Below are 18,067 nucleotides of genomic sequence, written 5' to 3' on the forward strand. Positions count from 1 at the left end.
CTCGTCGCTTCGCTCATCGCTCACCTCAGGAAGGAATCCCCCCGATGTCCGTCATCCCGAAATTGCATCAGACCGTGCTTGCCGCCTTGCTCTCCACCGCGTTTGCCATGCCCGCCATGGCTGTTGCTCCCGCCGTCCCGTCCACCGCCAGCGCAGCGTCCGCCTGGGTCGAGGCGAGCAACCGCAACGCGGCCATCGTGCTGGCGGCGCAGGCGCAGTTTTCGCCTGAAGACGCTTCCGACACGGGCCTGGCGCAATACGATGGCCTGGCCGCCGACCTGGGGCCGAAGATCACCGAGCGCCATGTGGCGGCCATGCAGAAGGCGCGCGCGCAATTGCAGCAAAAGCTGGAACTGGAACGCGACGAACGCATACGCCAGGACCTGGAAATCCTGATCGGCGCCGTCGACCAGGAAATCATGGGCACGCAGCTGGAAGCCAAATACACGCTGCCGTGGGTCGATGTGCCGCAAATGGTCTTTGGCAGCATGCAAAGCCTGCTGCAGGAGCAGCGCCCGGCCGCGCGCCGCGCCAAGGCGCTGGAACGCCTGCAGCGCTACGTGGGCCAGTACCCCGGCAGCACGCCGATCACGCAGCAGGCCAAGGCGCGCTTCACGGAAAAGATCGGCAAGCCTGGCCTGGCGGGACCCGTGCGGCTGCGGGTGGAGCAGTCGCTGGAAAATGTGCCGACGTATATCGCCGGCATCCGCAAGCTGTTTGCCGACATGAAGATCACGGGTGCGGAAAGCGCGCTGGCGGCCATGGAACAGCAATTGAACGAGTACGCGGCGTGGGAAAAGCAGGTGGTGCTGCCGCTGTCGCGCACGGATTTCCGCATGGCCCCCGAGCTGTACGCGTTCCGCCTGAAGCAGGTGGGCATTGACATCGAGCCGCGCGCGCTGGTGGAACGGGCGGAAGTGGCCTACCTGGAAACGCGCGCCGCCATGCAGGCGCTGGCGCCCGTGGTGGCGGCCAAGCTGGCGCTGAAGGGCGTCGACGGCACGGACTACCGCCAGGTGCTGCGCGCGCTGAAAAGTGATTCCATTCCCAACGAGCAGCTCGAGGCGCACTACAAGGGCGTCAACACGCAGCTCGAAGAGCGCATCCGCGCGCAGCGCGTGGTCGACGTGCCGCAGCGCGCCATGACCATGCGCCTGGCCTCGGCGGCCGAATCGGCGGCCCAGCCGGCGCCGCATATGCGTCCGCCTCCGCTGATCGGCAACACGGGAGAGCACGGCCAGTTCGTCCTCCCCGTCAGCAATCCGACCAGCAGCGGCAAGGGCGAGGCATATGACGATTTCAATTTCGCCGGCGCCGCCTGGACCCTGAGCGCGCACGAGGGCCGTCCCGGCCACGAACTGCAGTTCAGCGCCATGGTGGAGCGGGGCGTGTCGCAGGCGCGCAGCCTGTATGCGTTCAACAGCGTCAACGTGGAAGGCTGGGCCCTGTACGCGGAAGCGGAAATGATTCCGTACGAGCCGGCCGAAGGCCAGTTCATCGCGCTGCAGTTCCGCATGCTGCGCGCGGCGCGCGCCATGCTCGATCCGATGCTGAACCTGGGGCAGGTCACGCGCGAAGAGGCGGGACGCATCCTGACGGATGAAGTGATGCTGTCGAAGCCGATGGCGCGCCAGGAACTGGACCGCTACACCTTCAACATGCCGGGCCAGGCGGGCAGCTATTTCTATGGCTACACGCGCATCCTGCAGCTGCGCGCGGAAACGGAGCTGGCGCTGGGCGACAAATTCGACCGCCTGGCGTTCAACAACTTCCTGCTGGGCCAGGGCTTGCTGCCGCCGGAACTGCTGGCCAAGGCCGTGCGCGAGCATTTCATCCCCGAGCAGAAAAAAGCCAGGGGCTGATTGACGCCACGCCACGCCACGCCACGCCGCAGCCATGGCCGCGCCGTTGACGCGACAGCGTGAACGTGGCGGCCAGGCGGTGCGGGATCGCCCTTGACTGGCGGGCCGGTGCCTTGCGCGGCGCCGTTTGCATGTCGCGCCACGGCTGCCTGCCATTTCACCCCGGCGAGCCGTATAATTACGCTAATTTTCTGGCCACTCCGGGAGTTCCGCTTGCAGTTACCGATCCGTTATCCGAACATGCCGCAACTGCTGCTGAAGGCCCGCGAGAACCTGCTGCAGCATTTTCGGCCCATCCTCAATCACTTCGGCGTGACGGAGCAGCAGTGGCGCATCATGCGCGCGCTCAATGAAAGCCCCACCCTGGAACCGCGCGAACTGTGCGACATCTGCCAGATCTCCAGCCCCAGCATGAGCGGCATCCTGGCGCGCATGGAAGAAATCGGCCTGATCGGGCGCAGCAAGTTCGAGGGCGACCAGCGCCGCCGCAAGGTGCACCTGTCGGAAGCGGGCGCCAGCCTGCTTTTGCAGATGGGCAAGCTGATCGACTTGCAGTACGCCAGCCTGGAAGAAGCCTACGGCAAGCAGGTATTCGACGACATGCGCCGCGCGCTCGACGCCTTTATCGCCCTGGAAACCCTGCCGGTGGCGCCCGCCATCCTGCGCTGAGCGGCCGTTCCCGCTTACCTTATACCTACCGTCCCGCCCGCCATGCGCGTGTTTTTTTGACACGTGCCGCGGCCGATTTTTTCACGCCTGTTTTTCTTCTTGCCGCGTCCTGCGGGGCTTGTGCGCACACGCCTGCAAGTTTTGCTATAAGACCAAGGGATGTTTTGCTATAAGACTATGCTTGCCAGTAACTCACTTACATGTGAGTAAATAAGCGTATAATTCACCTCACTTGATCTAAATCAAGAAGAAAAGCGGAAGCACCGGTCCTTGCACCGGGCGGCACCGCGGCGCCCCAGCCGGTATTTTGCCTTCCTGGTGGAAATACATGCCGGGCGTACAATAAAACAGGAAAGTCAGGAAAAAAATGAAAATTACTTGCATGCGCGCCGTCGCGCTGGCCGTCTCCACGCTCATCGGCGCAAACGTTTGCGCCCAAAGCAATGTCACCATTTACGGCGTTGTCGACGCGGCCACGGCCTACGCCAGCAATCAGGGCGGCAACTCGAATACCTATATGCGCAGCGGCAGCTTGTCTGCCAGTAAAATCGGTTTCCAGGGCGTGGAAGACCTGGGCGGCGACCTGAAGGCGTTGTTCCTGCTGGAAAACGGCTTTGAAAGTGACACGGGCGCGATGAGCTCGGCAGGTTCCCTGTTCAACCGCCAGGCTTATGTGGGCCTGCAATCGAACGCCTACGGCACCCTGACGGCCGGCCGCCAGTACACGCCGTACTACCTGCTGGTCGGTTCCCTCGCGTCGAGCAACATCCTGACGGGCGCCACCGGTGCCCACCCTGGCGATATCGATGGCCTGGACACGACTGTGCGCATCAGCAATTCCCTGACCTACAGCATGCCCGCATGGCGCGGCCTGCAGGCGAGCGCGCAGTACGGCTTTGGCGAAGCGGCTGACGGCAATGCCGTCGGCAGCAGCTTCAGCGCCGCTGTCAAGTACAGTGCCGCGCCGGCCGAATTCGCGCTCGGCTACCTGAAACTGAAAAACGGCGAAAACAATACCAGCATGATGGCTTGCTGCAGCCAGGGCGGCTGGAACAGCAAGGCTTCGGGCAGCTTCGGCATCTCCGCCATCAACCAGGGCTATGCCTCGGCCGAGAGCGTGCAGTTCATTGCCGCCAGCGCGCGCTACACCATGGGCAAGTGGATGGTGGGCGCCAATGCCAGCAACGTGCAGTACCAGGCCGGTACCCGCTCGTCGTTCCGTGACACGGCCATCTTCAACACGGCCGGCCTGATCTCCAGCTACCAGCTGACGCCGCAATGGTTCCTGGCAGCCGGCTACAGCGACACCTTCGCCAGCCACGCCAACGGCATTACCGACCGCGCGCGCTACCGCCAGCTGTCGTTCGAGCAGAACTACGCGCTGTCCAAGCGCACGGCGATCTACCTGATCGAAGCGCGCCAGCTGGCGCGCGGCCAGACCCTGGGCCAGGACGGCGGCATCGTCGGCGCCGTTGCCTCGGTCGGCGATTCGCAGAACGGCACGCCGTCGTCGAACGGCGGCCAGACGGTGGTGATGGTCGGTCTCAAGCACTCTTTCTGAACGGTTGCTGAACTCACGGGAGCTTCAATTGGACGCTACACATAACAAGGCGGGCCGCGGCCCTCTGAACCCCGGCCGCCGCATGGTGCTGGCCGGCTTGCTGTCGGCTTCGGCCGCGGCGCTGATCCCCTGGGCACTGGCCGAGCCGGTCGCCGATGCGGAGCAGGGCGCCTTTTTGGGCGTGTCGGCCATGCTGGTCGGACGTCAGGTGCTCGACCCGGCGCTGGCCAAGCGCCTGTACGACGCACTGGTGGCGCAGGACGCCGCCTTCCCGGCGAATGTGCGTGCGCTGCTGTCGCTGATCAATGCGCAGGGCTTGCAGGCCGCCGGCCTGCAGCAGGCACTGGACGCGCTCGATCCGGCCCAGTCGCCGCTGGCGGCCTTGCCGCGCCAGATCGCCAGCGCCTGGTACCTGGGCATCGTCGGCACGGGCGAGGCGGCCGTCTGCGTCGCCTACGAGCAGGCGCTGAACGCGGCCGTCGTGGCCGACGTGCTGAAGCCTCCCACGTATTCCTACGGCGCCTACGGCAGCTGGGCCAGAAAACCAATTTAAGGAGCCATCATGGCTGAACAACTCTCCGCCGATTACCTGGTGATCGGCTCCGGCATCATTGGCTCCCTGGCCGCGCGCAAGCTGGCGCTGGCCGGTGCCTCGGTGCTGATCCTGGAAGCGGGACCGCGCGTCTCGCGCGGTGAAATCGTCTCGCGCTTCCGCAACACGACGCGCCGCAGCGACTGGATGTCGCCGTATCCGTCCATCGCCACGGCGCCGCACCCGATCTACCAGCCGAAGGACAATGGCTACCTGGTGCAGGCCGGCCCGTATCCGTACCCGGCCGAATACATCCGCCAGTTCGGCGGCACCTCGTGGCACTGGGCCGCGCAGGCGTGGCGCAACGTGCCCAACGATTTCCGCATCCATACCCTGTATGGCGTGGGTGTCGACTGGCCGATCAGCTATGAAGACCTGGAGCCGTTCTACCAGGAAGCGGAAGAAATCATGGGCGTCTCGGGTGCCGAGAACACCGGGTCGCCGCGCAAGCAGCCATTCCCGATGGAACCCGTGACGGAGCCGTACGCCATGCGCCGCATCCGCGAACGCCTCGATCCCTCGTATAAAGTGGTGGGCAACACGGTGGCCCGCAACAGTGTCAGCTACGCCGGCCGCCCGGCTTGCTGCGGCAACAACAGCTGCCAGCCGATCTGCCCCATCGACGCGCAATACCACGGCGGCATCGCCGCGCTGCAGGCGGAAGAGGCGGGCGTCAAGATCGTCTGCAATGCCAACGTCTACAAGCTGGAACACGACGCGCAGGGCCGCATCACGGCCGCGCTGTACTATGACGTCGACAAGAAGAGCCACCGCGTCACGGCCAAGACCTTTATTCTGGCGGCCAACGGCATCGAAAGCCCGCGCTTGCTGCTCGTTTCCGCTTCGGAGAAATACCCGAACGGCCTGGCCAACAGCAGCGACATGGTGGGCCGCAACCTGATGGACCACCCGAGCACCTCGATTACCTTCGACGCCGATGAAGACCTGTGGCTGGGCCGCGGCCCGCAAAGCCCCAACTCCATCAACACCATGCGCGACGGCGATTTCCGCAGCCAGCATTCGCCGTACCGTCTGGACTTCACGAACATTTCGCGCGTCGATGGCGCCACCAGGGAACTGATTGGCAAGGGCGTGTTTGGCGAAGAGTTCGAACAGCAGCTGCGTTTCCGCTCGGCCCGTGAAATGAGCCTGAAAAACGTGCTGGAAGTGCTGCCGAACCCGGAAAACCGCATTGCCCTGAGCAGCGAAAAGGATGCCATGGGCATCCCCAAGCCGCAGGCGCATTATGCGATCGACGAGTACACCAAGCGTGGCCACGAGCGCTCGAAGCAGGATTTCGAGCAGATCGCCAAACTGATGGGCGGCACCAATCTGCGCCACAGCAAGGAAGGCGTGTTCGCCAACAACCAGCATATCTGCGGCACCCTGTCGATGGGTTCCGACCCGGCCAAGGCCGTGTGCGACCAGTGGGGCCGTACCTTCGACCACGCCAACCTGTTCCTGTGCAGCACCGGCGTGCTGCCCACGTCCGGCACTTGCAATTCGACGGAAAACGGCCTGGCCGTGGCGCTGCGCACCGTCAAGCACATCCTCGACGAACAACAGGGAGGAACAGCATGATGACAAGCTTCAGAATGGCGGCGGGCGCCGCCTTGCTGTCCCTGGCCTTGCCAGTGCTCGCTGCCGGCGCATCCACCCCGGACGCGGCGGCGATCCAGCGTGGCCGCTACCTGGCCACGGCCGGCGACTGCATCGCCTGCCACAGCGTGCCTGGCGGCAAACCGATGGCCGGCGGCCTGGCCCTGGCCACGCCGCTGGGCGCCGTCGTCGCCACCAACATCACGCCGTCGAAAACGCATGGCATCGGCAACTACACGCTCAAGCAGTTTTCCGACGCCGTGCGCCATGGCGTGCGCGCCGACGGCGCCAACCTGTACCCGGCCATGCCTTACACGGCCTATGCCAAGGTGACGGACGAGGATACGGCGGCCCTGTATGACTACTTCATGCATGGCGTGGCGGCCGTCGACGCGGCTCCGGCCAAGCAGACTGACTTGCCATTCCCGTTCAACATCCGCCTGTCGATGTCGGGCTGGAACATGCTCTTCCTCGACAAGAAGCCTTTCGTGGCCGATGCCAGCAAGAGCATGGAATGGAACCGCGGCGCCTACCTGGCGCAAGGCCTGGCGCACTGCACCACCTGCCATACGCCGCGCAATGCGCTGATGGCCGAGCAGTTGTCGAAGGAACTGGGCGGCGCCGACCTGGGCACCTGGCATGCGCCGAACATCACGTCGGACATCAACAGCGGCGTGGGCGGCTGGAGCCAGCAGGAACTGGTCGACTACCTGCGCACGGGCCGTACCGCCAACAAGGCGCAGGCGGCGGGACCGATGGCCGAAGCCATCGACCATAGCCTGAAGCACCTGAGCGACGCCGATTTGAACGCCATCGCCCACTACGTCAAGGGCGTGCCGGCCATCCGCGACAAGGCCGACACGAAACCGGTGACGCAATGGGGCAAGGCGGGCGAAGAGCTGAGCAGCATCCGCGGCGTGCCGCTGCCGCAGAACCTGAACAAGATGTCGGGTGCGCAGCTGTACGATGCGCAGTGCGCCAGCTGCCACCAGGCCAAGGGCGAGGGCAGTTTCGACGGCAGCCTGCCGCCGCTGTTCCATAACTCGGTGACGGGCCGCAGCAACAGCAATAACCTGGTGATGGCCATCCTCGACGGCGTGGAACGGCAGGATGGGGGCAGCGGGCACCTGATGCCGGCCTTCCGCCAGACCTTGTCGGACGAGCAGATCGTCACCCTCGGCAATTACGTGCAGAAGATGTACGGCAATCCCGCAATCAAGGTGACGGCGGAACAGGTGACGACCCTGCGCAACGGCGGTCCTGCCTCGAACCTGATCGGCCTGGCCCGCGCCGGTATCATCGTCGGCGTGCTGGTGCTGCTGGCATTGCTGCTGTGGTGGCGCGGACGGCGGCGCAAGGCAGCGTAAGCAACTTGGCAACAAAGCCCTGAAGCAAAGGCTGGGGTCAGACCCGACAGGGTCTGACCCTTTTTTTATGCGGCGAAGCCGCCGTCGATCTTCAGCCCGGCGCCCGTGACGAAGGCCGCTTCCGCGCTGGCCAGGTAAGCCACCATGCCGGCGATTTCATCTGCCGTGCCATGGCGGGGCAGGGCCATCAGGCCGTGCATCAGGTCGGCGAAGTCGCCCGTGGGCGGGTTCATGTCGGTGGCGACGGGGCCCGGTTCCACGTTGTTGATGGTGATGCCGCGTGGGCCCAGGTCGCGCGACAGCCCTTGCGTCAGGCCGCTCAGCGCCGACTTGCTCATGGCGTAGGCGGCAGCGCCGCCAAACGGCATGCGGTGCGCATTCGTGCTGCCGATGTTGATGATGCGTCCGCCCGTCCCCATGTGTGCCACAGCGGCCTTGATGCCGACGAACACGGCGCGCACGTTGACGGCCAGGGTCTTGTCGAAGTCCGCCAGCGAAAAATCGTCGATGGCGCCGGGCAGGAACACGCCCGCGTTGTTGACGAGGATATCGATGCGGCCAAACTGCGCCGCCACCTTGTCGATGGCCGCCGTCAGGGCGCTGGCGTCGGCCGCATCGGCCTGCACGCCCAGGGATTTTCCGCCGTCCGCCTCCACCGTGGCGGCCAGCGCCTGCGCTTCGGCAGCGGAGCTTTGATAGGTGAAGACGACGTTGGCGCCCTGGCTGGCAAGGCGGCGCACGATGGCGGCGCCGATGCCGCGCGAGCCGCCCGTCACAAAGGCGATCTTGTCTTGCAGTGGCAGGGAAGTGCTGGTGTTGGCTTGGGTTTGCATGATGGGCTTTCTGTGTGATGAGTCGAGAAGCTCAGTATCTGCCTTTCATTCCTGCTGCGCTAGCCGTGAATCGCTACAATCACTTTCAACCATTCATATCAAATGAGCGGGTAGAATAGGCGCATGGATGCATTCAATCACTTGCCATCATTCGTGCTGTCGGCCGAGCTGGGCAGTTTTTCCGCCGCCGCGCGCCGCCTGGGCCTGACGCCCGCCGCCGTCAGCAAGAACGTGGCGCGCCTGGAAGCGGGCCTGGGACTGCGGCTGTTCCAGCGCAGCACGCGCAAACTGACCCTGACGGAAGGGGGCGAGCGCTTCCTGCAGCAGATCGGTGGCGCCCTGGCCACCTTGCAGGAAGCGATCGCCGGCGTGGCGGAAGAGGGCGGCCAGCCGGCGGGCATCCTGAAAATCAGCATGGCGCCATCGTTCGGGCGCAGCTATGTGGTGCCCTTGCTGGGCGACTTCATCGCGCGCCATCCGGGTGTGATCCCCGACTGCCATTTCGATAACCGGCAGGTGGATTTGATCGGCGAAGGTTTCGATGTCGCCATCGGCGGCGGCATCGAGCTGACGCCGGGCGTGGTGGCGCGCGAACTGGGCCATGTGCGCATCGTCGCCACGGCGTCGCCCGCCTTCATGCAGGGCAAGGCCATGCCCGCGCATCCGTCGGACCTGGCGCACTTCGACGGCGTGGCGCGCCGCTCGGCCGGCAGCGGCAGATTGCGCAGCTGGATACTGCGCAACGGCCAGGGCGGTGAAGGCGTGGCCGAATGCCGGCCGCGCGCCATCTTCGACGATCCGGAAGCGATGGCGCAGGCGGCCATCATGGGCGTCGGCGTGGCGCTGCTGCCGATGCCGCACGCGCTGGCCCACTTGCGCAGCGGCGTCCTGGTGCGCCTGCTGCCCGGCTGGCATGCCGATTCCGGCCCCTTGTCCGTGTACTATCCCAGCAAGAAGCTGCTGCCCGCGAAGACGCGCGTCTTCGTCGATTTTTTGCTGGAGCAGTTCCGCCAGCGCGATTTCGCCGCGCAGATGCGGCCCGATTAAACGACAAAATTTTCCATGACGAGCAACTACAGCCTGTTTTACACCTTTGATGGCGATGTACCCGCCCGCTTCCGCGAGGCGCGCGTGTTTGGCGCGAACCTCTGGTCGGCCGGCGGCGCGGCCATGACCTGGGGCGAGGAGGCGCGCAGCGGATACGCCAGCGAGGCGCTGGCGCGCGCTGCCTACGTGGCGCATTGCCAGGCCGCCCTCGACGAAGGCTATACGCTGGCGCGCGCCATGCTGATCGACCCGGCCGTGTTCGATTTCGCGCTGCTGCAAAGCCTGGTGACGGACGCCACGCGCCTGGCTGTCGATGCCGTGCGCCGCGCCCATCCCGGCCAGCATATCGACGCTTTCGCGCTGGTCAGCGACGACAGCGCCATGACCATCGGCCCGATGGCGAACAGCCGCGAAGCGCTGGCCGCCTCGGAATACGGCGAAGAGATGCTGTGGAATCCGGCCGAATGGGCGTTTGACGATGGCGGCGCGTATTTCGACAGCGCCTACCGCCTGCTCCTGCAGGCGCATCGCCACTTGCCGTTCGACGTGGATTTCACCACCTTTCGCGCTGGCGTGTTCGAGGCCTGTATCGCGGCCCTGGCGCGGCTGGACGCAGAAGGGGTATTTGGCGCGGGCGCGCAGCGCGATGATTTCGTGTTGCTGTTCGAGGTCAGCGACAGCGCAGCGGTGGAAGGCGCGATGGCGCGATTGAATCCACCCGAGGTGATGGCGCGTTTCGTGCGCTGGATGGCGGACGCTGCATGAGCGGCCAGGTACTGACCGCCGCGCTGCTGCAAGGCGGTGGCAGCAGTCTCCATGGCGGCCGATATGCGATCGCGGGGATGCTCGTTGTGGGGGAGAGTGCAAACCTGGAACTGGCCGATGGGCATTGCCCTGTGCGCCTTGCCATCCACGATGCGGAACTTGCCGGACGCTTGCTGGACCACGTCCCCTGCCATATGGGCGGCGCCTATCTCTATCACGACCCGGTGCGGCTCGTGGCAATCCTGGCGGCCGGTACGGACGGCTGCGTGGCCATCGCGCAGGTCGAATCGGGCATGCTTGAACGTGACGGCCGGTTTTTCCCTTTCTGACCTCGCCCCCTGGCTACACCGCCACCAGCCTCAATAGCGTAATCTCCGCCGGCGCCCCGATGCGTTTCGGCGGGCCCCAGTAACCGGTGCCGCGGCTCACATAAATCCACAGCCGGCCTTGCCGGTGCAGGCCCGCCACATAGGGCTGCTGCAGCGGCACGAAGAGGTTCCAGGGCCAGAATTGGCCGCCGTGCGTGTGGCCGGACAGTTGCAAATCGTAGCCTGCCGCTTCCGCTTCCGGCGCGCTGCGTGGCTGGTGCGCCAGCAGGATGCGGGGAATGCCGGCGGGAGCGCCGGCGATGGCGGCGTGCGGATCGCTCTTCTGGGCCGGGTCGAAACCGGCCGCGTTGAAATCGGTGACGCCGGCCAGGGCCAGGCGCGCGCCGCCGTGTTCCAGCAGCGCGTGTTCGTTCATCAGCACGCGCAAGCCCAGGCGGCGAAATTCCGCCACCCACGGCGCGGCGCCCGAATAATATTCATGGTTGCCCGTGACGAGAAACACGCCGTGGCGCGCGCGCAGCTCGCCCAGCGGCGCCGTATGGCTGGCCAGCTGCGCCACCGTGCCGTCGACCACATCGCCCGTGATGGCGATGATGTCGGCCTGCAGGCTGTTGGCGCGCGCGACGATGGCTTCCACATACGCGCGCTTGATGGTGGCGCCCACGTGGATGTCGCTCAATTGCACGATGCTCAAGCCTTGCAGCGCGGCCGGCAGGCCGGCGATGGGGACCGTCACTTCGCGCACGCGCGCCACGCGGCGGGCGTTGATGAAGCCAACAACGGTCGCCAGCAGGGCCAGAACCAGGACGGCCACGGCGGATGCCTGTGCATGCTGGCGCGCGGCGGGAATCAGCATCAGCAGGGCGCGCAGCACGGTAAGCACGAACAGCGAGGAAAAAAATCCCATGCACAGCGAGCCGGCCCAGCTCAGGCGGTCGGCCAGGCGCGCATCGTTGGTAACGGCGCGGGCGAAGATGGTCATCGGCATCAGCATGGTCGAGGCGAGCAAGACCAGGCCGCCCAGCAGCCAGCCGGCCAGGCCGACAGGCAGCGCCGGCAGCAGGAGCCAGCCCAGCAGGGCGTGCAGGGCGCCCAGTATCATGGTGATGCGCAGCAGGGGCGTGCGGGTTTTCATGTGATCGTTCCAGTGAGGGGGCGCGGCGGCGCAGGCGCTGCGCGGCCAGGGTCGTGTGCCGGACAAGCCGGACGGGCCGGCACTGTTGCCTCGGCCATCTTCCGATTATAGACGACGGCAGGTCAAGCAGCAGGCCCTCGCAGCCCGGCTCACTGCCCGATGTGCAGTCCCAGCGCGGCCAGCTTGCCGAAGTCGACAGGCTTGGCAAAGTGTTCATTGAAGCCCGCCGCCAAAGCCGCCTGGCGGTCGTGTTCCTGGCCATAGCCGGTCAGCGCCACCAGCTGAAATTGCTGCGGGATCGGCAACTGGCGCAGCTTGACCGCCACTTCGTAGCCGCTCATGTCGGGCAGGCCGATGTCGAGGAAGACGATGTCGGGCTTGAATTCCAGGGTGCGCTCGGCCGCCTGCGCGCCCGTGTAGGCCGTGCGTACCGCGTGGCCATACATCTCCAGCAGTTCTGCCAGGGTGTCGGCCGCATCGCGATTGTCGTCGACGACGAGGATGCGCTGGCTGCTGCCGGCCACTGCCGCTTCCGGCACGGTGGCCGGCATCGGCACGTTGGCGACCAGCGGCAGCCGGACTTCGAAGGTGCTGCCCAGGCCCACGCCGGGACTGCTGACGCTGACCTGGCCGCCGTGCAGTTCCACCAGCGTGCGCACCAGCGACAGGCCGATGCCCAGGCCATCCTGCACCCGATCCGGCGAATGGCCGCTTTGCGCGAACAGGCCGAAGATGCTGTCGATGCTGGCGGCGGCGATGCCGATGCCGTTGTCGCTCAGGCGTATGCGCACATTGTCGCCGTCGCGCGCGGCGGCGATGGCAATGCGCCCGCCGGGCGAGGTGAACTTGGCCGCGTTGAGCAGCAGGTTGGCGACAATTTGCGACAGGCGCACGGCGTCGCCGCGAACCCACAGTTCTTCCTTGGGCAAGTCGATGTCGATCGCATGGCCGCGCGCCTCGATGCTGTGCGAACTGGTTTCCAGCGCGCTGCGCACCACGCCTGCCAGGTTCACGCTGTCCCACTGCAGCGAGATCTTGCCTTGCGAAATACGCGACACGTCGAGCAGGTCGTCCACCAGGCGCACCAGGTGGTCCGTGTGGCGCCCGATGGTGCGGCGCGCATTGTCCTGCATGGCCGGCACCACGGGATCGAGCTTGCACAGCAGGGCCAGCGCCGTGCGGATGGGGCCCAGCGGATTGCGCAGCTCGTGCGCCAGGGTGGCGAGGAATTCGTCCTTGCGGCGGTCGACTTCGCGCAGTTCGCGCTCCACCTGGCCCAGGCGCAGCAGCGCCCGCACATTGGCGATCAATTCGTCCGCCTCGATCGGTTCGACCAGGTAGTTGTCGGCGCCGCCGTCAAGGGCGCGGATCTTGTCGGCCGTACCGATGCACGACGCCGACGTCTGCAGCACCAGGATGGTATTCGTTTCGGCGCCGCCCTTGAGCTGGCGGCACACTTCCAGGCCATTGATGTCGGGCAGCTTGACATCGAGCAGGATCAGGTTCGGGCGTTCCTGGCGTGCGCGCAGCAGCGCGTCGCCGCCGTTCGACGCTTCGATCACCTTGAAGCCGGCGCGTTTGAGGATGCGCGACTTGGCGTAGCGTGCGCCGTCGCTGTCATCGACGTTGAGGATCAGAGCATCGCTGTTGTTATCCGGTAGCATGCGCATCATCCCAGTTGGTGGTGCCTTGCGGCGGAGCCGGCTCTTGCCGGTGGTGTGTATTGCCGATCAGCGCGCGCAGGGTGGCCAGCAGTTGCTGGCGCAGCAGGGGCTTGACGTAGTAGGCGTCCGCGCCCAGCGCCAGGCCCTTGCGCTTGTCGTCGATTTCGGTGGCGACGATGATCGGTACCTGGCGCCGCAGCGGATCGTTTTTCAATTCGGCCAGCCAGTGCCAGGCATTTTCGCCATGCAGCAGGATGTCGAGGATGACGGCGGCGGGGCGCTGCTGTTCCCAGCGCTCCTGCGCCTCGCGCACGCTGCGCGCCGCCACCACGCGGAACTCGCTGCCGGCCAAAAATTTTTCATACAGCAGGCGGATGGGCGGATTGTCTTCCACCACCAGCACGGGGATGCGCTGGTCGTTGCCATTGTCGTTGGCCGGCGCGCACGGCGGCAGGCTGCCTTCCGGCGCGTGGTAGCTGGTGGGCAGGACGACGGAAAACAGCGAACCCTGGCCCAGGGTGCTTTCCACCGCCACCGTGCCATTGAGCAGGGTCGCCAGGTTGCGGCACAGGGGCAGGCCCAGGCCCGTTCCCTTGACCTTGCGCTGCATGTGGTTTTCCACCTGGCTGAATTCCTCAAAAATCACCTGCACGTCCTCGGCGGCTATGCCCAGCCCCGTGTCGGACACGGAAAAACGGATCGCATCGCGCTCCGGCAGCGGCGTGGCGCTGACGATGATGGCGCCCGCTTCCGTGAACTTGAGGGCGTTGGAAATGAAGTTGCGCAGGATTTGCGACAGCTTGCCTTCGTCCGTGTGGATGTGCAGCGCCGGGTTGGGGTCGATGAAGGTGAGCGTGAGCGACTCGGACACCAGGAGCGGGCGCAGCATGCCGCGCAGGGCGCTGAACAGGTCTGCCACCTGGAAGCTGTTGGCGTGCACGTCGACCTTGCCCGCCTCGATCTTGGCCAGGTCCAGCAGGTCGTTCACCAGGTCGTTCAGGCTGACGGCGCTTTGCAGGATGAACAGTACCTGTTTTTCCTGCTCCTCCGACAGATCGCCGTCGATGCGGTCAAGCAGCAGCTTGGACAGGGCGCGGATGGAGCTCAGGGGCGTGCGGAATTCATGGCTCATGTTCGACAGGAAGCGCGATTTCATCTGGTCGGCGCGGCGCAGGTGGTCGGCCTTTTCATCGAGTTCCGCGTACAGGGCCACCACGCCGCGGTTGGTGTCTTCCAGTTCGCGCGTCAGCTGCAGCAGGTCGTCCTGGCGCGTTTTCAGTTCGGCCAGGGTGGCCAGCAGCTCGCGGTTCTGCTGCTGCACTTCGGCCAGCGTGATGTCCGATGGCAGCGCCTGCAGGCTGCCGGAGAGGGCGCCGATCTTGCGCCCGTCGAGCAGCGGCGCGTCGCGGGGGAACAGCTTTTGCAGGGTGATGGCCGTGCCTATGCCCGGCACGCTGTGGATATGGCAGCGATCCATCAGGCGCTGTGCGCCGAGGATGCCCAGGCCCATGCCCGTGGGCGAACGGTAGCTGCCGGCCAGTATCTGCTCGAGCTGCGCGATGCCGGGGCCCTGGTCCTCGATGCGGATGCTGAACAGCTGCGGCGCCGTCTGGCCGTCGATGGCGAAATGGATCTTGCCGCTGCCCGCATAGTTGTAGACATTGCGCGCCAGTTCCGACACGGCCGTGGCGATGCGCACCTGGTCCTGCACGCCGAAGCCGCACAGGGCGGAGATCTGCCGCGCGCGCTGGCGCGCCCCCACCACATCGAGTTCGCTGGCGATATTCGCCGTCAATATGCGTTGAGTCATGCTCTTCCTTTCCTCATGCCGTTTCTTGTCCCGTCACGGCTTCGTGTTCTTCATGCTCGCGCAGCACCACCACCGTGATGTCGTCGCGGCCGCGCGCAAAGTCGCGGTACAGCACGGCGGCCACCAGGCTGGGGTGGCATTGCGCCAGGCCCGGATACTGTTCCAGGTCCCAGCGCGTGTGCAGGCCGTCGGTATGCATGACCAGCATGGTGCCCAGCTGCCATGGATAGCGGAATTCCTGCACCTTGCGCAGATTGCTGCCAACGATGCCATTATGCGACAGCAGGTGGCGCCGCTGATGCGCATCGAAGGCGCAGGCGGCGATATTGCCCACGCCGGCGTAGCGCAGTTCGCGGCGCGCGCTATCGATATGCGCCACCGCCATGGCCGCGCCGCGCGTGCCGCGCAGGGCGCCATGGGCCAGTTCGATGAAGGGCGCGGGCAGGGGCGGCAGGCCTGGCGTGCTGTTTTCCAGCAGCGCGCTGGCCGTTTCCGACGCCCTGGCTGCCAGCGGACCGTGGCCCAGGCCATCGGCCACCATCAGGCTCAGTTCATGGCCTTCGCAGACGATATTCCAGGCGTCGCCGCAGACCTGTTCCGATGCCAGCGGCAGGCAGACGGCGCCGATCTGCCAGTTCGGACTGGCGGGAATGCTGCTGCTGGCGTGCGGCCCCCATACCACCATCATCAGCGCCGCGCCCTTGCCGGGCGCCGTGTACAGGTCGAATTCCTGGCTTAGCCGGCGTATCGCGCCCAGCCCCACGCCATACGTGCCCGTGGTCGACTGGCCATCCTGCATGTGCTGGCGCACGTTGCCCATGCCCGGACCCTGGTCGATGGCCAGCACTTCGATGCCGCTGGTGCCGCCGCGCAGCACCTTGCGCAGCAGGATCTCGCCGCGCCGCGCGTGCTTGATGATGTTGGTGGCCGCTTCGCTGATGACGATGGCCAGCTGGCCCGCGCGTACATCGTCGAAGCCGACAAGGCGCGCCAGCTCGTTGCCGGCGCGGCGGGCCGCGGCGATCTCGCTCGGTTCGCCGATGGAAAAACTTCTTTGCCTGAGTATGTCGGGCTGCGGCTCCAGGTGGTTCAAAACAGTTTCCATTTCGCGATGATGACCGTGGTGCCCATGCCGGGCGCCGTGTCGATGTGAAATGCGTCGGCCAGGCGCTTGGCGCCACCCAGCCCCAGTCCCAGTCCGCCGCCGCTGGTGTAGCCATCGGTCAGCGCCAGGGGTATATCCTCGATGCCAGGTCCCTGGTCGACAAAGCGCAGTTCCAGTCCCTGGCGCGCGCCTTCGCTGACGCGCGCGATGCGCGCTTCGCCGCCGCCGCCGTAGCGCAGGGTATTGCGCGCCAGCTCGCTGGCAGCCGTGATGATCTTGGTCTGCTCGATCAGGCTGAAGCCCATGGCGACCATGCTGTCGCGTACCTGCTTGCGCAGGCGCACGACATCCTCGTCGCTATGCAGGGGCAGGATCTGCGGCGCCCCTGGCTGCGCGCGTTCCTGTGTCTGCGCGCCTAGCACGGCGCCCCCGTCATTCCCATTCGCCGCTCCGTTCCAGCAGCTTGATGCCCAGCTCGACGTTCAGCGCCGTGCTCACGCCCTCCAGCGCCAGGCCCAGCTCCACCAGCGTGATGGCGACGGCCGGCTGCATGCCGACGACCACCGTGCGCGCGTCGAGGATCTTGGCCATCGCCGCCGTGTTGCTGATCATGCGGCCGATGAAGGAGTCGACGATGTCGAGCGCGGAAATGTCGATCAGCACGCCCGTGGCGCGGTCCTTGACGATGCGTGTTGTCAGGTCGTCCTGCAAGGTCATGGCCAGGCGGTCATGCATGTCCACCTGGATGGTCACCAGCAGCAGCCGGCCCATGCGTAAAATGGGGATTCTTTCCATAGGCGCCTCAGTGCTGGTGCTGCTGGTAGGTGATGGTGGAACCCGTGCGTTTCAGGGCCACGACAAAGGCGTCGGCCAGGGTGGCCTTGGTAAGCACGTCTTCCAGGTTGACGCCCAGGTGCACGATGGTTTGCGCGATCTGCGGGCGGATGCCGCTGATGATGCAGTCGGCGCCCATCAGGCGCGCCGCCGCGATGGTTTTCAGCAGGTGCTGCGCCACCAGGGTGTCGACGGTGGGCACACCCGTGATGTCGATGATGGCGATCAGCGCGCCCGTATCGACGATCTTTTGCAGCAGGCTTTCCATCACCACCTGCGTGCGTGCGCTGTCGAGCGTGCCGATCAGGGGCAGGGCCAGCACGTTTTGCCACAGTTGCACCACCGGCGTGGACAGTTCCAGCAATTCCTGCTGCTGGCGCATGATGACCTGTTCGCGCGCCTTTTGATAGATGGCGATGGTCAGCAGGCCCAGTTCGTCGAACAGCTTGCTGGTGCTGACGATGGCGTCGCCAAGCTGCTGCGGCTGCTCGGCGAGTGCCTGGCGCAGGTAGGTATACAGCGGTTCCTTGAGGGAAAACACGAAGCTGGCAGTGTCGATCGGCGCATAGCCCTGGCGCACGCGCGACTGCGATATTTCGCCGAGCAGCTGGCGCGCGTCGTCCCAGGCGCCAGCGTCGATATCGAAGGAATCGCTGTTTTCCAGCGCGCGCACCAGCAGGGGCAAAAATTGCGACGCCTGCTGGCGCAGCTCGTTTTCCGCGATTTTGTCGCGCCGCACCAGACGGGCGATCAGGCCGGCCATCCAGCCGTCCAGCAGTTCCGTGTGGTGTTCGCTGATGATGGCGGCCAGTTGCTGCGCCTGGCCCGTGCCTGTCTTGATTTTCATGCTCATCCTTGGCTGGAGTAAAAGTTGCGCCGCGGCCTGCATTGGAAA

Annotated in this window: 17 protein-coding genes; 9 read left to right on the top strand and 8 right to left on the bottom strand. The window is 65.7% G+C overall.

What is annotated here, in order from left to right; translation table 11 throughout:
• The first annotated feature begins 44 nt into the window (after positions 1 to 44).
• From JaAD80_RS18685 to JaAD80_RS18710, 6 genes are all read left to right on the top strand, one after another.
• Complete coding sequence (locus tag JaAD80_RS18685) at positions 45 to 1,862, top strand: DUF885 domain-containing protein (RefSeq protein ID WP_102296236.1); 1,818 nt, start codon at positions 45 to 47, stop codon at positions 1,860 to 1,862.
• A gap of 213 nt (positions 1,863 to 2,075) precedes the next feature.
• Positions 2,076 to 2,531 (top strand): homoprotocatechuate degradation operon regulator HpaR, encoded by a 456-nt coding sequence (gene hpaR / locus JaAD80_RS18690; RefSeq protein ID WP_258003080.1) that lies wholly within the window; start codon positions 2,076 to 2,078, stop codon positions 2,529 to 2,531.
• A gap of 367 nt (positions 2,532 to 2,898) precedes the next feature.
• Positions 2,899 to 4,092 (top strand): porin, encoded by a 1,194-nt coding sequence (locus JaAD80_RS18695; RefSeq protein WP_258003081.1) that lies wholly within the window; start codon positions 2,899 to 2,901, stop codon positions 4,090 to 4,092.
• A 28-nt stretch (positions 4,093 to 4,120) separates the two neighbouring features.
• Entirely contained in the window at positions 4,121 to 4,645 is a 525-nt protein-coding gene (locus JaAD80_RS18700; protein ID WP_258003082.1) for a sorbitol dehydrogenase family protein, read from the top strand.
• 9 nt (positions 4,646 to 4,654) lie between these two features.
• Positions 4,655 to 6,265: a GMC family oxidoreductase gene (locus tag JaAD80_RS18705; protein WP_102296242.1), complete on the top strand. Its 1,611-nt coding sequence runs from the start codon at positions 4,655 to 4,657 to the stop codon at positions 6,263 to 6,265.
• Complete coding sequence (locus JaAD80_RS18710; protein ID WP_102296244.1) at positions 6,262 to 7,650, top strand: cytochrome c; 1,389 nt, start codon at positions 6,262 to 6,264, stop codon at positions 7,648 to 7,650. Before JaAD80_RS18705 ends, JaAD80_RS18710 begins: the two co-directional genes overlap by 4 nt.
• Positions 7,651 to 7,715: 65 nt before the next feature.
• Here the strand turns inward: JaAD80_RS18710 and JaAD80_RS18715 are convergent, their stop codons facing one another.
• Entirely contained in the window at positions 7,716 to 8,483 is a 768-nt protein-coding gene (locus tag JaAD80_RS18715; protein ID WP_102296246.1) for an SDR family oxidoreductase, read from the bottom strand.
• A gap of 123 nt (positions 8,484 to 8,606) precedes the next feature.
• Here JaAD80_RS18715 and JaAD80_RS18720 point away from each other — a divergent pair, with 123 nt between their 5' ends.
• The 3 genes from JaAD80_RS18720 to JaAD80_RS18730 are packed head-to-tail and all read left to right on the top strand — an operon-like array spanning position 8,607 to position 10,624.
• A complete protein-coding gene (locus tag JaAD80_RS18720) occupies positions 8,607 to 9,530 on the top strand; it encodes a LysR family transcriptional regulator (RefSeq protein ID WP_102296248.1) in 924 nt (307 codons plus the stop codon).
• Between the two features lie 15 nt (positions 9,531 to 9,545).
• On the top strand, positions 9,546 to 10,295 hold the full coding sequence (locus JaAD80_RS18725; protein WP_102296249.1) for a DUF4303 domain-containing protein: 750 nt from the start codon (positions 9,546 to 9,548) through the stop codon (positions 10,293 to 10,295).
• Positions 10,292 to 10,624 carry a hypothetical protein gene (locus JaAD80_RS18730; RefSeq protein WP_102296251.1) on the top strand — a complete coding sequence of 111 codons (333 nt, stop codon included), beginning with the start codon at positions 10,292 to 10,294 and terminating at the stop codon, positions 10,622 to 10,624. Before JaAD80_RS18725 ends, JaAD80_RS18730 begins: the two co-directional genes overlap by 4 nt.
• Positions 10,625 to 10,637: 13 nt before the next feature.
• On the opposite strand, the gene JaAD80_RS18735 is transcribed toward JaAD80_RS18730, so the two are convergent.
• The 7 genes from JaAD80_RS18735 to JaAD80_RS18765 form a co-directional block, all read right to left on the bottom strand.
• Complete coding sequence (locus tag JaAD80_RS18735) at positions 10,638 to 11,759, bottom strand: metallophosphoesterase (RefSeq protein ID WP_102296252.1); 1,122 nt, start codon at positions 11,757 to 11,759, stop codon at positions 10,638 to 10,640.
• A 149-nt stretch (positions 11,760 to 11,908) separates the two neighbouring features.
• The gene (locus JaAD80_RS18740; RefSeq protein ID WP_102296280.1) at positions 11,909 to 13,423 is read right to left on the bottom strand and encodes a response regulator; all 1,515 of its coding nucleotides are present in this window, start codon (positions 13,421 to 13,423) and stop codon (positions 11,909 to 11,911) included.
• Positions 13,410 to 15,233: an ATP-binding protein gene (locus JaAD80_RS18745; protein WP_102296254.1), complete on the bottom strand. Its 1,824-nt coding sequence runs from the start codon at positions 15,231 to 15,233 to the stop codon at positions 13,410 to 13,412. The genes JaAD80_RS18740 and JaAD80_RS18745 overlap by 14 nt, the downstream gene beginning before the upstream one ends.
• A gap of 13 nt (positions 15,234 to 15,246) precedes the next feature.
• Positions 15,247 to 16,338: an ATP-binding SpoIIE family protein phosphatase gene (locus JaAD80_RS18750; protein ID WP_102296256.1), complete on the bottom strand. Its 1,092-nt coding sequence runs from the start codon at positions 16,336 to 16,338 to the stop codon at positions 15,247 to 15,249.
• A complete protein-coding gene (locus tag JaAD80_RS18755; protein ID WP_180979474.1) occupies positions 16,323 to 16,760 on the bottom strand; it encodes an anti-sigma regulatory factor in 438 nt (145 codons plus the stop codon). Before JaAD80_RS18755 ends, JaAD80_RS18750 begins: the two co-directional genes overlap by 16 nt.
• 10 nt (positions 16,761 to 16,770) lie before the next feature.
• Positions 16,771 to 17,133: an STAS domain-containing protein gene (locus JaAD80_RS18760; protein ID WP_102296258.1), complete on the bottom strand. Its 363-nt coding sequence runs from the start codon at positions 17,131 to 17,133 to the stop codon at positions 16,771 to 16,773.
• A gap of 7 nt (positions 17,134 to 17,140) precedes the next feature.
• Entirely contained in the window at positions 17,141 to 18,019 is an 879-nt protein-coding gene (locus tag JaAD80_RS18765; RefSeq protein ID WP_102296284.1) for an STAS domain-containing protein, read from the bottom strand.
• Positions 18,020 to 18,067: the final 48 nt, after the last annotated feature.

This window comes from Janthinobacterium sp. AD80 (assembly GCF_002878455.1).
Taxonomy (GTDB): domain Bacteria; phylum Pseudomonadota; class Gammaproteobacteria; order Burkholderiales; family Burkholderiaceae_D; genus Janthinobacterium.